Here is a 15,615-nt window from a genome sequence, read left to right on the forward strand (position 1 = left end):
CGCTGCCCTGGTCGCAGCACTGACCGCCCACCAGAAATTCTCACCATTGACCGTCTCCGGTCGCGCAGATGCGATTCCGACCCGAGACTGCGAAGGAGCAACCATGTCGAACTATCGTGTTCAGAATCCCGCCACTGGCGAGGTCGTCGAGACCTTTCCCGAGGCAACGAATGCCGAGATCGAGTCCACCGTGACTTCCGCCCACTCCACGTACCTGATGTGGAAGGACACCGATATTCAGGAGCGGGCGTCGGTTGTGCGAAGGGCTGCGGAGATCTTCCATGAACGCAAGGACGAACTCGCCAGGACCATTTCGGTGGAGATGGGCAAGTCGTATGCCGAGTCCGTTGACGAGGTCGAGTTCGCTGCCGACATCATCGACTACTACGGCGTCCACGGCCCCAGTCTGGCCACGGATTACCAGATCCCGTCGACCATCCCCGGTACCGCACGGATCGAATCCCTGCCGGTCGGTGCCCTGCTGGGTGTGATGCCGTGGAACTTCCCCTACTACCAGGTGGCCCGGTTCGCCGCCCCGAACCTCGTGTTGGGCAATACGATCATGCTCAAGCACGCCGATATCTGTGGACGGTCGGCGCTGTTGATCGAGGAGATCTTCCACGCCGCCGGTGTCCCTGCCGGCGGGTACTCCCACCTTTTTGCCAACCATGACCAGATCGCTGCGCTCATTGCTGACCCTCGGGTTCAGGGTGTGTCGTTGACCGGGTCGGAGCGGGCGGGTGCGATCATCGGTGCCCAGGCCGGTCAGAACCTCAAGAAGGCCGTGCTCGAACTCGGCGGCATCGACCCGATGGTTGTACTCGACGCCGACGATGTGGCCGCGGTGGCTCGTGAGGCGTGGGAATTCCGGACGTATAACGCCGGACAAGTCTGCAACTCGAACAAACGCCTCATCGTCATGGACGACATCTACGACGACTTCGTCGCCGAACTCGTGCGATTGGGTACCGGACTCACTCCGGGGGATCCGCTGAATCTGGGTGAGGGTGAGTATGTGCCGTTGTCGAGCCGTGCTGCTGCCGAAACCGTCGATGCGCAGGTGAAGAAAGCCGTGTCCGAAGGTGCTCGGGTGCTCGTCGGTGGTGAGCTGGGAGAGGGCCCGGCGGCGTACTATGCGCCGACTGTGCTCGTTGATGTGCCCCGAGACTCGGAGTCGTATGGTGAGGAGCTCTTCGGGCCGGTGGCCACTGTCTTCAAGGTCAGCAGTGACGAGGAGGCTCTCGAGTTGGCCAATGATTGTGCCCTTGGTTTGGGTGGGTCTGTGTTCTCTGCTGATGAGGGGCGTGCTGATCGTGTGGCGGCTCGTCTTGAGGTGGGGATGACGCATGTGAACACGATTGCGGCGGAGGCGGCTGAGTTGCCGTTCGGTGGGGTGAAGCGGTCTGGTTTCGGTCGTGAGATGGGTCCGATCGGGATGGGTGAGTTCGTGAATAAGCGCCTCCACTTCATCGCGAAATAGGGGGAGTTCGGCTGACCCCAAGATCACCGCAACCGTCGTCGAGTTCCCGGCGGCCGCTCAACCCACTACGGTCGTCGATCAGCCGAGTGATGCGGTGATCATGTCCTCCATCGCCGAGGCGGTCAATGCCCGCCACTGTGCACGTGACGGTGCGGACGGGATCCGCGCGCCGCGCACCTTGGCCAGGGCCACCTCGGTGATGGGGGCATGCTGAGGGAATGCGTCCAATCCGTGGCGACCCGCTGCCTCCTTGCCGATGATCTCACCGGTCGCGAGCGTGCGATGCATGCGCGCGGGACCGAGCACGCACCACGCAACCGTGCCGGCGCTCAGTCCCCGCGGGGACGTGAGGAGACGATGGAACAGCGTGCGTGGAGTTCTCCGCGGTCGGTCGCGCAGCTGTGCGGCCAACGGAGTCCAGTACTCGCGCAGGTTCGTGCGGACCCATGGTCGAAGCGCCTCCGGCTGCGCATCGAGACCCCATGCAGCGATCGGTCGTCCCCGCACAGTGATGCCGCCGTCGACGAGCTCCTTCCAGATCACCGGATTGACGTCGAACGCGCCGTGCGAATCGAAGATCTCACCCGTATGGGAAGCGATCGGTCGGATCTCGGTGACGGGGCGACTGACCTCGGATTCGGCGATGAAGACGGTATTGCAGCACGCACTCACACCTCGTCCGCGCGCCGCCCCTACTACTAGGCGGGGCACCTGCGAGAGGTGGAGCAGCCGCAGCCGCCGAATGAGATCCGGACGGTCCAGCCACTCATCGGCGATGACCGCGACGAGGTCGATGTCGCTGCGGCCCGGACGATAGGCGCCGAGGGCGATCGATCCGGTGACGGCGCAGGCGATGATGCCGCCGGGTAGGATCCGATCGGCGGCACGCAGGTAGGACCTGATGGCCGTTGCGGCATCTGGCGGCAGCGGTACGGACATGGGATCAGCGTACACAGGGACAGAGGCCTGGACTGAGGAACTGTCCGGTGGGTCCGACGTGGCTGCGCAACGACTATCTCCCGCGCTCTTGACCTTCAGCCAGGGTGAAAGTCGATGATGGGTCCATGGACCCCACCCGCGAACCCGACACCGCACGAGTGCCGCAGTCGACGAGCCGGTCGCTGCAGACGATCGGTGACTTCGCTCGTGCCGTCGGACTCAGCGCCAGCGCCCTGCGGGGGTACGACAGCAGCGGCCTTCTGTCGCCCGCACATGTCGAGGACCGTACCGGCTATCGGTACTACGGGCTCGACCAGCAGCAGCGTGCGATCTGGATCCGACGCCTGCGTGACGCAGGCTTTCGGCTGCGCACGATCGGGACCATCCTCGACAGCGAACCGGTGATCGCCGAGGCCATCCTCGACGACTGGCTCGCCGAGGCCATCGGACGAGCCGAGTCCGCCGCGGCGCTGGTCGACGACCTGAGATCAGTGCTCCGATCCCGGACCGAGACGACGCTCAGCCGCGCTCGGGTCGACTCCGCCGTGCTCGCCGCCGCGGTGCGTCAGCTGGCGCAGACGAAGGGGACGGCCCCCGCCGATTCGCCCTTCGACCACCTGAGCGTGGAGATCAAACCCGACTCCCTCACCTTGGCCGTGACCGACGGTTATGTGCTGATGGCGCGCACGCACATCCCCGCCGAGATCGATGCTCCGACGCCCGCAGACGGTCCGAAGAGGCCGGTGGGGGTGTCGACGGTTGTCACCGCCTCGGCGCTGCTGTCGCTCCCGACCACGAGCTGCGAGGTGAGCCTCATGATCGCTGTCACCGGAGGATCCGTCGACCACCCCGCACAGGTGCGCATGTCGATCGAGCACTCCGACGGAGAGTCGACGATCCTGTCGCAGTCCGACCGCCGGTTCCCCGACATCGGTCGCACCGTGGAGGCGGCCGCCGCGCGCCGCAGAGGCAGAAGCCGGTTCTCACGCGAAGAGATCCTGCGGCTCGTCGACGAAGCCACAGGCCGGTCCCCTGAATCCGGAGTGCGGCTGCCGAGGGACGCGTCGAGATTCGAACTCTCCGCCGGCTCCATGAAGTCCATCGTCGACGCGGGAATCGGCGACGAACTGATCTGCGACTGGGGCAACGAGGACGACCCCCTCATCTGGCGTGCTCCCAGCCAACCCGACTTCCTGGCGCTCGTCATGCCCCGCAGAGCCTGAGCCCCGTCGAAATGGGAGTCTCAGGCGGGGACCGGGTCCCGCTGCCGAAAGGATTCAACGCCTGGGTGCTCACCTCGGTCGTCACCGAACTCGGCACCGGGATCCTCGCGTTCGCTCTGACATGGGTGGCCTCCGGCTACGGCCCTCATCTCGCCGCCTGGGTATTCACGCTCACCGTCCTGCCTGCGGTGCTGCTCGGGCTGCTCGGCGGCGCGGTCGCCGACAGATTCGGGCCGCGTCGGGTGATGCTCGCGTGCACACTCGCCTTCGTGCTCATCGGCTCGGGGATCGCACTCGCCGTTGCCGTCTGGTCGGCGGCTCCGCCGGTGCTCCTGGCGGCCGCCGTGCTCATCGGGTCGGCGGCAGCGTTCTATCGGCCCGCCGTCGGAGTCTTCCCACGGCTCTTCGTCCCCGAGAGATCATTGGGCACAGCCATGGCCCGATCGGGCATGGCCGGACAGCTGGCGCGCACCATCGCCCCGCCGCTGGGCGGAATCCTCATCGGGATCATCAGCCTGTCCGGGGTGGCACTGCTCGATGTGCTCGGATGCCTGATCATGCTCATCGCCCTGCTTGCGATCCGACCGCCTCGGCGAGGGGATCACCTGCCCGACCCGGTCAGCGTGCGCGGAATCGTCGACGGGGTGCGAGCGGCGCGGGCGACGCCGGGAGTGCCGGCGCTGCTGACCGGTGTGTCCCTCATGGCCGGAGCCGTGATCCCGTCGGTACTCCTCGGCATTCCCCTTGCCGCCCGCGAGCGCGGCTGGACCGCCGCCGAGGCGGGGCTCATCGAATCCGGATGGATCGCCGGGGGCCTGCTGACGAGCGGCGTGTTCGCATGGCGCGGCATTGCGAATCGGGTGTGGACTCCGATGGTCATCGGTCCGTGCGTCGTGGCCCTGGGGCTCATCGTGCTGGCTGTGTCGGCTGACTGGCGAGTGGGTCTCGCAGCGACCGCCCTCGTCGGGGCCGGGGTCGTGGTCTTCACCGCGCATGTCTTCCCGGTCTATGTGCTGCTGGCCCCTGCGTCCAAGGTATCGAGATTTCAGAGTCTGCTCATCGTCGTCCAACAGGCCCCTCAGGTCATCGTCAATCCGCTCATCGGTCTCATCGTCGGATTGCTCGGCACCGGCGCCATGATTGCGGCAGCGAGTGTCATCGCAGTGGGTGCCTCCTTCGTCGTCGGGCGAGATCGGACGCTGCAGGCCTTCAGGTCCGAGTGACCTGGTTCACGTGGTGTTGAACTCGTGTTGAGAACCCTGTGACGTGATGTTGAAACGGAGTTTGTTGAGGCCTCTCATCGGATCGGACAGTCTGGAGGACGTGAGCGAAACGACAGGATCGCTTGCGTGATCGATGTTGGTTTCCGATCGCTTCCCCACTCAGCTGGTCTCGAGTTCTCGCTCACGGCAACTGCCCCTCAAGAGAACAGGAAACCGATGAAACTCGTACGCAAAATTGCAGTGACAGCCCTTTCCGCGGCTGTCATCGCCGGCGGTGTCTCCATGGCGACCGCCGCGTCCGCAGAGCCGGCTGCAGTCTCAAAGGAGGCCGCTCCGTTCACGAGCAAAGCACTCGACGGCGGCAAGGTTCCGAGCGCTCAGGACGCCACTCAGCTCACCCAGGAGCAGATCGACAACGCGCGCACGATCATCGCCGTCGGCAAGGGCGCGGACCTGTCGACGCAGGCACAGAAGATCGCCGTGATGACGGCCCTGCAGGAATCGAGCCTCTACAACCTCGACGGCGGAGACCGCGACTCCGCCGGACTGTTCCAGCAGCGTCCGTCCATGGGCTGGGGCACTCTGGCCCAGGTGACCGACCCGGTCTACGCCTCGAAGTCGTTCTATGGCGTCAACCCCGAAGGCTCGAACCTCGGCCTCATCCAGATCGAAGGATGGGAGACGATGGTCCCGGGAGCCGCAGCTCAGGCAGTGCAGGGCTCCGCCTTCCCCGCCGAGTACGACAAGTGGGATCCCTTGGCGACCGAGCTCGTCAACGGCAACCAGGATGTTGCCCCGATCAGCTGAGACCCGTTCCGCTGACCTGAAGTCGCACCACCCGAAACCGCACATTCCGAAATCACACATGCACACCCGAGAACGATCAGGAGAGATGATGAAGGTTTCACGCACACTCACCACCACCGTCCTCACCGCAGGTCTCCTCGCAGGCGGCACCATGATGGCCACCGCACCCGCTCAGGCCGACGCTGCCCCGGCACACAGCTACGCAGCACAGGGAGATTCCGGCAAGGCCACGACCGCGCAGTCGGAGTCCGGCCAGAAGACATCCACCCAGGCCGATGATCGTCGCGATGAGATCATCAGCCGCGCCCAGACCTGGGTCGACCAGGGGGTGCCCTACAACTGGGACACCACCCATCCGGATCCACAGGGAAAGCAGTACCGCATGGACTGCTCGGGATTCGTCTCGATGGCCTGGGGACTCGACGACAGCCTCAACACCGTGACCCTGCCGGATGTCTCCCACAAGATCGATAAGGACGAACTGAAGCCCGGCGACGTCCTGATGAAGGGCGGCCCCGGCACCGAAGGCGCCAACGGCCACGTCGTGATCTTCAACGGTTGGGCCAACGACGATAAAACCGCCTATCACGCCCTCGAGGAGAACGGTTCGCTCGGCTCGGTCGCCCACGAAGTCTCCTACCCGTACGACCAGGACGACAGCTTCGTCCCCTACCGCCTGAACGGTCTGTGATCTGAACTGCCCGTGATCCGGCACTGATCCGATGCCGATCCGGCGGCTCCGATCCGCCGACCGTACTCCGCGCACCTGAGCGCACATCGTCGCCGCGCCCCTCCCATGGGACGCGGCGACGACGCGTCCGACGAGGAGGGCCGCCTCGGAGGAACAGGGCCGGCCTCGAAGTGCAGGATCGCCGAGGATCGACCCCCATCGATCGCCGCCGGCGCCTGAAATTTCCCTGGCTCGCGCCTGCGAACCGCCGGACGAGCGGATCGAGACCCCGGTCACGGGCGGGTGGGAGCACTGCTGGTGACCGCGCGGCGTTCAGCGAACTCTGATCGCATGCACACGGATCCGTGACGACTCGTTGCGGCGAGAATAAGTCATCTCGAAGTCTCTCTGCATTGAACAGGGCCAATCGGTCCGTCAGTGTTGTGTGGGGCGATTCCACGGCACCTTCTGCATTGGTGTTCCTGTGCCGACCACAGGGCAGATGCCGCAGAACCCACCACGTGTGCCGCGCACCAGGAATCGCCGACCGGGTCGAGCACCCGATCAAGAGAAAGTGAGAACAGATGAAACGTGCGCGCACACTTGCGGTGACTGCACTGTCCGCAGCCATTCTCGCCGGGGGAGTCTCCCTGGCAACGGCGACCTCGGCCTCGGCCGACCCGATCTCCGGAGGCGTCAGCCAGGAGGGTGAAGCAACCCAGTCCGACGCCGGCTCGACCGGAGGGATCGACGACCCCGATGAGCTGAGCGAGGAGCAGATCGACAACGCGCGCACCATCATCGGCGTCGGCAAGGGCGCGGACCTGTCGAAGGAGGCTCAGACGATCGCCGTGATGACCGCGCTGCAGGAATCGAGCCTCAACGACCTCGACGGAGGCGACCGCGACTCCGCCGGCGCCTTCCAGCAGCGTCCCTCGATGAACTGGGGATCGGCCGACGAAGTCACCGACACCGTGTACGCATCGAAAGCCTTCTACGGCGTCGACTCCGGAACCGACAATCCGGGGCTGACCCAGATCGACAACTGGGAGAGCATCGAACCCGGTGACGCCGCACAGGAAGTGCAGCACTCCGGATACCCCGACGCTTACGACAAGTGGGAGCCGCTGGCGAAGAAGCTCGTCGACGAGAACCAAGACGTCGACTCCATCGACTGATGACCGCGGGTCCGAGAGTCCTGTCCACTCGGCATCTGGCTATGGATTCGTCCACAACCCCGAGATAAAATGTACCTACAGTAGTGACATTTCGGGAGGTGGATGATGACCACGATGTCGAGTCGGGAATTCAACCGGGACGTATCGGCGGCCAAACGTGCGGCCAGACACGGACCGGTCACCATCACCGAACATGGTCGTCGCGCGCACGTTCTGCTGACTGCCGATGAGTACGATCAACTCAGCGGCAGATCGGACCTCGTCGGAGATACCCTCGTCATCCACGACGATGATTCGGACCTCGATCTGCCGCATCGTTCTCAGCGATCGCTGCGGGTGCCCGAACTGTGAGATATCTGCTCGACACCAACATCATCAGTGACGCTCGCCGCGGCAACCGGACTCCCGTCGGCTCCTGGATCGCCGCACAGAGGATCGACGATCTGGCCATCAGCGCCATTACGGTCCTCGAACTCGACGTCGGAGTCCGACGGAAAGAGCGGCGGGACGCACGCGCTGGATCCGTCCTTCGGCAGTGGTTCGACGAACAGGTTTCTCAGCTCTTCGACAGAAGAATTCTTGCCGTCGATGCCGAAGTGGCTGTGCAGGCATCGCGATTGCACGTCCCTGACGCGATGCCCGACATGGACAGCCTGATCGCAGGGACCGCACTCGCACACTCTCTGACCCTGGTGACGAGGAACGTCGCTGACTTCGCGAATACGGGAGTCAGGTTGCTCAATCCCTGGGAGGACTGACCTCCTTCGCGGTCACTCTGCCAGCGCGCCGGCGGCGAGCCGGCGAACCACCTCGGTGAGGTGATGGAGACCCGAGACGAGGTCCTCGTCCTTTGTGAACTCGGCCAGACTGTGCGAGACCCCGTCGACGCTGGGAATGAAGAGCATGACGGTGGGCACTTCGTCCTTCATGTTCGTGGAATCGTGCCCGGCCACGGTCATCACCTTCGCCGAGGTGAGTCCCAAGTCCTCGGCAGCGGTGCGTGCCAGTTCGACCCCGTCTTCGGAGTACGGGTTCTGATCCCAGCTGTGCTCGGCGACGATCTCGATCTCCACGCGATCATCGGCGCTGACCTGGGCGATCGTGGCCATGAGCTTCTCATGGGCGGCGGCGATCACCTCGGCGCTGGGGGAGCGCAGATCGAGAAGCAGGCTGACCTCGCTGGCGACGACGACCGGAGAATTCGGGTAGACGGTGAGCTGACCGCACGCAGTATGCAGGGCACCGGGCTCGAAGTCGTCGACGAGCTCACGCGCAGCGACCACCAGGCGGGCCGCACCGAGCAGGGCATCCTGACGATCGGCCATGAGCGTCGACCCGCTGTGCGCCTGTGCGCCGGTGACCTTGAACTCGTACTTGTGCGCCGCCCACGTGGCATTGACCAGCCCGATCGTCACCCCGTCCTCTTCCATGCTGCGACCCTGCTGGACGTGGATCTCCGCATAGGAGGCGATCTCCGGGACCGTGAAGTCTCCGCGCTCTCCCAACTCGTCGAGCGCCTCGGCGACGGTGATTCCAGCAGCATCACGCGTGGTCAGTGCCGCTTCCAGCTCGGCCTTGCCGGTGAAGACATTCGATCCCATCATGGAGGGCTTGAACCGGGAGCCCTCTTCGTTGAACCAGTTGACCACTGCGAGGTTGAACTTCGCCTTCGACGGGTCCGCTCGCATCTCATCGGCGATCGCGAAACATGCATGCGCCGAAGCCATCACCCCGTAGGCACCGTCGAAACGGCCGGCCGTCGGCTGCGAATCCATATGCGAACCAGTCAGCACATACGGGGCCCCGGGCACGAGCTCAAGGAGCCCGAACTGATTGCCGATCGGATCCCGGTGCACGCTGAAACCGTGCTTGACGAGCAGCTCGGCGAACCACTTCCGCTGCTGACCATCGGCGGCGCTCGCCGCCTGCCGGTCGACTCCGTTCGTGCCCTCGACGGCGCCGAAACGCGAATGCACGGCCCAATCGGCGAGGAACTCGGCTTCGCGATCGGCGTTGATCAGAGAGGGTGAAACGGTCATAGCGGGTCCTTTCGAGAGGTGTCGCGGGCGGGTGGGTTGCGACTGTGCGGGGGACGTGTGCGGCGCCGGCGGTGCCGGTGTCAGGTCGGTGGTGCCGGGTGGGCACCCAGGATGGATCAGGCGGTTTCGTCGGCGGCCGGCGGCATCGTCGCCGGATCGATGAGCACATGGATGAGGGCGGGCCCGTCGTGGGCAAGGGCCCGGTCGAGCGCCGGCCCGAATTCCTCGGTCGTTTCGACGCGCTCCCCGTGCCCGGTCGGCCCGGTTACGGAGGCCCCGTCGCCGTTCATGGACGCTTTGCTCGCCGAGGCGGCCCCGGAACTGCTGAGATCGAATGCCGACATCCACGCCGCGAAGTTCGGATTGACCATGCGCGTGCCCGAGGGCCGTCCCGGATAGTGATTCTCCTGGTGAGACACGATCGTGCCGTACACGCCGTTGTCGACGACGATGATGAGCGGTGATCCGCCGTGGGCGAAGGCCGTGGCGATCTCCTGACCGTTCATGAGGAAGTCCCCATCGCCGCAGACCGCGACCGCACGCCGCTCCGGGTACGCCAGAGAAGCGGCCACCGCGGCGGGAACGGCGAGACCCATCGCCCCGTTGCGGGCTCCGACGAGGCTGGACGGGCGCTCATGTCGGATGAACCGGTGCCCCCAGATCGTCGCATTGCCCGCCCCGTAGGTGAGGATCGCCTCCCCGCCGAGGCGGTCATCGAGAATCCCGAACGCCACCCCGAGATCGACCCCGGCACGGCCCGGATTCTCCGGTGTCGCCTCGGCGTCGGGGCGATGAGCGGCGAACCGGGACTGCGCGTCCGCGCGTCCCTGCATCCACTCATCCGTCCGGTCACCGCGCAGCTGGCTCGCATCCCGAACATCAGCGGCATCGGTCCTGGTCAGGGCGCGAGTGAAGGAGTCCGCGGAGGCGATGATGTGCTCATCGATGCGCCCTGCGTGCTGGGTGGCCTCCATATCGAGGGAGACGAGTATGGTCTCGGCGTCGAAACCGATCGTGTAGCCGTCGCTTAAGACATCGGAGCGGGTGCAGCCGACGAAGATGACGAGGTCCGCCTCGGCGAAACCTGCCGCCACAGCATCGGCACGACCGTAGCCGAGCCAACCCGCCCACGCCGGTGAGGAATGCGGAATCGCATCGTAGGCGCGCCAATCGCAGAAGATCGGCACCCCCGCCGAGGCGGCCAGACCGGCCAGCTCGGCTCCGCAGCCGTTGTGCCACCCATCCCCGCCGAGCACGAATGCGGGACGCTCGGCCGCCGCGATCCGCGAAGCCAAGCCATCGATGACGGCGGGGGCAGGGGTCGGTGGGGCCACCTCGGGGAGGGTCGGAGTCGGGGCCTCGGTGAGACGGACGAGGACATCCTCGGGCAGGCCGACGACGACGGGCCCGGGGCGACCGGATGCGGCGATGCGCAGGGCATCGGCGGTGATCTCACCTGCACGGTCCTCATCATCGATGGTGAGCACGCGCTTCGCCGTCGAGGAGAACCACTCGGGCAGGCTGAACTCCTGGAAGGATTCGCGGGAGCGATCGTTGAGGGGGACGAGGCCGACGAACAGGACGAGCGCGGTTGCATCCTGCCAGGCGGTGTGGACAGCGATCATCGCATTCGCCGCCCCTGGACCGCGGGTGACCATGGTGATTCCGGGACGGCCGGTCAGCCGGGATTCGGCCAGCGCCATGAACCCCGCACCGCCCTCCTGCCGGCACACGACGGTCTCGATCTTCGCGTCATACAGTCCGTCGAGGACGTCGAGGTAGGACTCACCGGGGACCGCGTAGACGCGCTCGATGCCCGCGCTCTCCAGAGTGTCGACGATGAGGTGGCCGGCGGAACGCGACATGGTGTGGGTGTCCTTTCGACGATCGAACGGTGTGAGGTCCGGGGCTCCCGGCCCGGTGCTGCGCTGGGTTCCCAGCGCTGTGCGAGTCTCAATGTTTGAAGCCGGGGAGGTCGACGCTCATCCGAGGAGCGACGTAGCCGGCGAACGCCGTGAACAGGGAGAGGAAGACGAGCATCGCGGCGGCCGGCCACCAGTGGTCTCCGGCGGAGGCGACGAAGCTCGTGGCCAGCAGCGGGATGAACCCGGAGAGCATGCCTGCGGCGTTCTGCGCCATGCCCACACCCGTGTAGCGAGTGGTGGCGGGGAACAGTCCGGTGAGCACGGTGCCCGATGCCGCGTAGGGCAGGGACAGAGTGGACACGGCCAGGGTCATGGCGATGACGACGAGGACCGGATTGCCGGACTCGAACATGAAGAACGCAGGAACGGCGACCACCGCCGAGGCGACACCACCCCAGAGGATGACCTTCGAGGCTCCGAACTTCGTGCCCAGGGCACCGCCCCAGATCAGGGCTCCGATCTCGACGGCGGCGGCGACCATGCTGCCGAGCAGGAGGAGCGAATCGTCGTAGCCGAGGACGTTGACGCCGTACCAGACGCAGAATGCGGTGACGAGGTAGAAGCCGCCGACGCCGAGCAGAGCCGCGGCCATGCCGATGATGATCTGCTTCCACGAGTCACGGAAGGTGGTGCGGATGGGGCTCTTCTCGACCTCGCCGGACTCTTCGAGCTGACGGAAGACCGGGGACTCTTCTAGGCGGGAGCGGAGGTAGACGGCGACGACGAGCAGCGGCAGGGCCACGAGGAATGGGATCCTCCAGCCGAACGAGTCGAAGCTGTCCTGTGAGAACACCAGGGTCATGATGAAGAAGCCGCCGGAGGACAGGATCGTGCCGATCGGGGAGCCGATCTGCGGGATCGCTGCATAACGGGCACGCAGGTGGAGCGGGGCGTTCTCGACGACGAGCGTCATCGCGCCCGACCATTCGCCGCCGACGAAGAGACCCTGGAGGATGCGCAGGAGCACGAGCAGGGCGGGGGCGGCGAAGCCGATCGCAGCATAGGTGGGCAGGAGGCCGATGAGTCCGGTGACGACGCCGATGCCGATGATCGTGATGAGCAGGACCTTGCGGCGCCCGATCTTGTCGCCCATGCGGCCGAAGATCAGACCGCCGATGGGACGAGCGGCCAGCCCGACGCCGAAGGTGGCGAATGAGGCCATGGCGGCGGCCGTGGCGTTCTCGCTGGTGAAGTACTGGACGTTGAAGACCAGGGCGGCCGCTGCCGAGAAGAGGAAGAAGTCGTACCACTCGAGGGCGGTGCCGATCAGGGCGCCGGCGGCGACCTTGTTCGCGTCCTTGATGCTCAGTTCCGTTGTGGCATTGAGCTCGGCGGACGCCGTGGTGTTCTGCTCGCTCATGGATTCTCTCCGTCGAGTCCGGGGACCTGGGCCTGGTCGGCCGAGTCCGGGTGCGGGTGGTGCATCGGTCGATCGTTGCGATCGACCGGCAGGTATCGACCTTACAGAGTGCCACATGTCCTGATCCAGGCACATTTGTCGCCGAAAAGTGGGCAGTGCTTGTGCAGATGCACATATTCTGGAGCGTGTGATGGATGAACAGGTTGGAATTGCGGGCACACGACAGCTTCGGGACCGTCCGGAGCCCGGAGACGAACGTCGCTGGCTCGAGCTCCTCGACGCTCTCGATCTCGACGAGCTGACTGAACGGTTCATGATCCGCGTCGTCACGGTCTCCGGCTACGATCCCGCACCGATTCCGGTCTCGGAGCTGCGGCGGACCGGTCGGCTCTCCTTCTCCACCCTCATCGAGGGGCTGCGCGCCGGTGGGTTCGACGGCCCCGTGGCGGTATCGACGGAGGTCGGGGTCTCCCGGGCACGGGCTGGAATTCCGCTCGAGGCGCTGATGACCGCGATCCGCCACGATTTCAATGTGCTCTGGGAGGTGCTCACCCGTGTGGCGAATCAGGAGGATGCGGAACTCGTCATCCGGCACACCGGCATCGTCTTATCCACCGTCGACGAATACGTCTCTCAGGTCCAACAGGCCTATACCGCCGAGCGCACCCGGATGCGCGCGGAAGAGGATTCGGTGCATGCGGGCCTCATCGCAAGCCTCTTCGATGATCCCGATCCCACCGCGGAGCGCCTGTCGAGGATCGCGACCGGGCTCGGTCTCGATGTCGACTCTCCGCTGCTCGTCATCGCCGCCACCGGGGACGACGTCCGGGCGCTGCGGGTGATCATCTCCGATCATGCCCGCGCGGGCGGGACCATGTTCACGCACCACCTCGGCGAGGTTCTCATTGCGTTCACGCAGGTTCCAGGTGGTGCGGGACATGCTTCCACTCCATTCGGGGGCGGAACCGGTCATTCGTTGGGGGCGCTCGCCGGCAAGATCGCCGAGGCCAGGGTGGGGTATGTCCGCGCCGAAGGGATCGGCACCCTGCGGCGGTCGGCGCTGACCGCGCGAGATCTCGCCGATGTCATCGCCGCTGATGAGACGACTGCGATGACGTGGCGCAGTGGGTGGGCGCGGTTGGCCGCACGGTCGCTCAATGCCGCCGGCAATCCGATCCTCGCCGATGTCGAGTCCGCGCTGGCCGCCTGCGGCCCGGTCGAGCGGGAGCGCCTCATCGAGGCGGTGCAGGTCTATCTCGCTTCGGGGAGCATCGGTGCGTCTGCCGCGCAGCTGTTCTGCCATCGCAATACGGTGGCGAATCGTCTGCGCCGCTTCGCCGAACTCACCGGGGTCGATCCGATGATCCCCGCCGAGGCGGCCCGCCTCGTCGTCGGTTGGGCGTGATTTCGCGATCTGGGAGTCATCGGGCGACCACGGCCGCATCGTTCATAGCGGCCCTCGCTTTTCGAAACCAAGCTCCGTCGTTCAAGGCGGCGAGCACTTGTCGAAAGGTGCACAGTTCGACATCCGCGCTGCGGCTTGAACGACGCCCCGCGATTACCTCGAGGGCCGAGTGTGACGAGCCTGGCTAGAGTTCTCAGGCGGAGCTGATAGAAGTCAAGCATTCAACCATCGTCGGACGATGCCTTCAAGGCATCAGAAGAGAGGCACCGTGAGCACGTCGACAAATGACCGAGTCGGCCATCTCGGGTTCATCCACCTCGTTCCCTTCGATCGCGATGATCCTGGTCGCGGCCTGGCCGAGGGTATCGAACTGTTCCGCTTCGCCGAGGAGCTCGGGCTCGACAGCGGATGGGTCCGAACTCGGCACATGCAGTCCGGTCTGCCGTCGCCGGCAGTGTACTTCGCTGCTTTAGCCCAGCACACGCAGCGGATCGGGCTGGGCAGTGCGGTGATTCCCGTCGGTCATGAGAATCCGTTTCGACTGGCCGAGGATCTCGCCGTTGCCGACGTCCTCTCCGGAGGTCGGGTTCTGGCTGGATTGAGCGTGCATCCGCCCGCATTCGCCGAGGAGGTCAATGACATCGTCCATGGTGAGGGATGGCGCGGCGAAGACTACAGCTACGCGCGCATCGAGCGTCTGCGTGATCTCCTCGCGGGAGGCTCGGTACGGGAGAAGCCCGAGTACAAAGGCTTCGGCGGGGACATCGATTCCGAACGGGTGGAACCGCATGCGCCCGGACTGAGCGATCGCCTCTGGTACGGAGGGGGATCGCTGCGCTCGGCCACCTGGTCGGGCGAGGCTGGATTGAACTGGCTGATGAGCAACATCACCTCGGCAGAGGACGGGATCGAGGACTTCTCTCTCAACCAGGTCAACCAGATCGAGACTTACCGCGAATCGCTCTCTGTTGAGAATGGACGAGTGAGCCTGGCACGCGTGATCGTTCCAACCGATAGCGCGAGTCCGGTACAGGCGGCCAAGTACCGGAAGTACGCAGAGGAGCGGACTCCGCGGACGAAGCAGGTCCACGGGAAGAACACGATCATCGCACCGGACCTGCTCGGCTCGACCGAGGAGATCGTCGACTACCTGCTGTCCAACCCGGCTTTCCAGGCTTCGGATGACTATCTCTTCGAACTTCCGTTCGAGTTCGAACTCGATGACTGGAAGCACATCCTCCACCAACTTGCCACTGAGATCGGCCCGAAGCTCGGGTGGACGCCAGCAAGCTCTTAGACGTCTCCCTCGGTGGGCACTGTCCGCCGCTGTTCGCTGCCTCGCTGCCTCGCTGTCGACGCTTCGTTC

At 65.4% G+C, this 15,615-nt stretch carries 14 protein-coding genes; 10 read left to right on the top strand and 4 right to left on the bottom strand.

The genetic code is table 11. From position 1 onward, the window contains the following. Window positions 1-103 precede the first annotated feature (103 nt). Window positions 104-1,480, top strand: a complete 1,377-nt coding sequence (locus HK108_RS13310) for an NAD-dependent succinate-semialdehyde dehydrogenase (RefSeq protein WP_181271850.1) — start codon at window positions 104-106, stop codon at window positions 1,478-1,480. A 78-nt stretch (window positions 1,481-1,558) separates the two neighbouring features. On the opposite strand, the gene HK108_RS13315 is transcribed toward HK108_RS13310, so the two are convergent. Continuing rightward, entirely contained in the window at window positions 1,559-2,419 is an 861-nt protein-coding gene (locus HK108_RS13315) for an aminoglycoside adenylyltransferase domain-containing protein (protein WP_181271851.1), read from the bottom strand. A 125-nt stretch (window positions 2,420-2,544) separates the two neighbouring features. On the opposite strand from HK108_RS13315, the gene HK108_RS13320 reads away from it, so the two are divergent. The 7 genes from HK108_RS13320 to HK108_RS13350 all read left to right on the top strand — a co-directional run bounded on the left by HK108_RS13320 (window position 2,545) and on the right by HK108_RS13350 (window position 8,278). Then, the gene (locus HK108_RS13320) at window positions 2,545-3,642 is read left to right on the top strand and encodes a MerR family transcriptional regulator (RefSeq protein WP_181271852.1); all 1,098 of its coding nucleotides are present in this window, start codon (window positions 2,545-2,547) and stop codon (window positions 3,640-3,642) included. An 11-nt stretch (window positions 3,643-3,653) separates the two neighbouring features. Next, window positions 3,654-4,865: an MFS transporter gene (locus tag HK108_RS13325; RefSeq protein ID WP_181271853.1), complete on the top strand. Its 1,212-nt coding sequence runs from the start codon at window positions 3,654-3,656 to the stop codon at window positions 4,863-4,865. Window positions 4,866-5,081: 216 nt separating this feature from the next. Then, complete coding sequence (locus HK108_RS13330; RefSeq protein WP_181271854.1) at window positions 5,082-5,672, top strand: hypothetical protein; 591 nt, start codon at window positions 5,082-5,084, stop codon at window positions 5,670-5,672. 88 nt (window positions 5,673-5,760) lie between these two features. Further along, window positions 5,761-6,363, top strand: coding sequence for an NlpC/P60 family protein (locus tag HK108_RS13335; RefSeq protein WP_139909426.1), 603 nt, complete (start codon window positions 5,761-5,763; stop codon window positions 6,361-6,363). 563 nt (window positions 6,364-6,926) lie between these two features. Next, complete coding sequence (locus tag HK108_RS13340; RefSeq protein ID WP_139909425.1) at window positions 6,927-7,520, top strand: hypothetical protein; 594 nt, start codon at window positions 6,927-6,929, stop codon at window positions 7,518-7,520. A gap of 105 nt (window positions 7,521-7,625) precedes the next feature. Continuing rightward, window positions 7,626-7,871 (top strand): type II toxin-antitoxin system prevent-host-death family antitoxin, encoded by a 246-nt coding sequence (locus HK108_RS13345; RefSeq protein WP_181271855.1) that lies wholly within the window; start codon window positions 7,626-7,628, stop codon window positions 7,869-7,871. Next, on the top strand, window positions 7,868-8,278 hold the full coding sequence (locus HK108_RS13350) for a type II toxin-antitoxin system VapC family toxin (RefSeq protein WP_181271856.1): 411 nt from the start codon (window positions 7,868-7,870) through the stop codon (window positions 8,276-8,278). The genes HK108_RS13345 and HK108_RS13350 overlap by 4 nt, the downstream gene beginning before the upstream one ends. A gap of 12 nt (window positions 8,279-8,290) precedes the next feature. On the opposite strand, the gene HK108_RS13355 is transcribed toward HK108_RS13350, so the two are convergent. The 3 genes from HK108_RS13355 to HK108_RS13365 form a co-directional block, all read right to left on the bottom strand. Then, window positions 8,291-9,559, bottom strand: coding sequence for a M20 family metallo-hydrolase (locus HK108_RS13355; RefSeq protein ID WP_181271857.1), 1,269 nt, complete (start codon window positions 9,557-9,559; stop codon window positions 8,291-8,293). A 116-nt stretch (window positions 9,560-9,675) separates the two neighbouring features. Next, window positions 9,676-11,424 carry a thiamine pyrophosphate-dependent enzyme gene (locus tag HK108_RS13360; protein WP_181271858.1) on the bottom strand — a complete coding sequence of 583 codons (1,749 nt, stop codon included), beginning with the start codon at window positions 11,422-11,424 and terminating at the stop codon, window positions 9,676-9,678. Window positions 11,425-11,512: 88 nt separating this feature from the next. Next, window positions 11,513-12,844 (bottom strand): MFS transporter, encoded by a 1,332-nt coding sequence (locus HK108_RS13365; protein WP_181271859.1) that lies wholly within the window; start codon window positions 12,842-12,844, stop codon window positions 11,513-11,515. A gap of 190 nt (window positions 12,845-13,034) precedes the next feature. On the opposite strand from HK108_RS13365, the gene HK108_RS13370 reads away from it, so the two are divergent. Both HK108_RS13370 and HK108_RS13375 read left to right on the top strand, forming a co-directional pair. After that, window positions 13,035-14,249: a PucR family transcriptional regulator gene (locus HK108_RS13370; RefSeq protein WP_181271860.1), complete on the top strand. Its 1,215-nt coding sequence runs from the start codon at window positions 13,035-13,037 to the stop codon at window positions 14,247-14,249. Between the two features lie 268 nt (window positions 14,250-14,517). Continuing rightward, complete coding sequence (locus HK108_RS13375) at window positions 14,518-15,546, top strand: LLM class flavin-dependent oxidoreductase (RefSeq protein ID WP_181271861.1); 1,029 nt, start codon at window positions 14,518-14,520, stop codon at window positions 15,544-15,546. The last annotated feature ends 69 nt before the right edge of the window (window positions 15,547-15,615 follow it).

Origin of the sequence: Brevibacterium sediminis (genome assembly GCF_013623905.1) — a bacterium.
Classification (GTDB): Bacteria; Actinomycetota; Actinomycetes; order Actinomycetales; family Brevibacteriaceae; genus Brevibacterium; species Brevibacterium sediminis.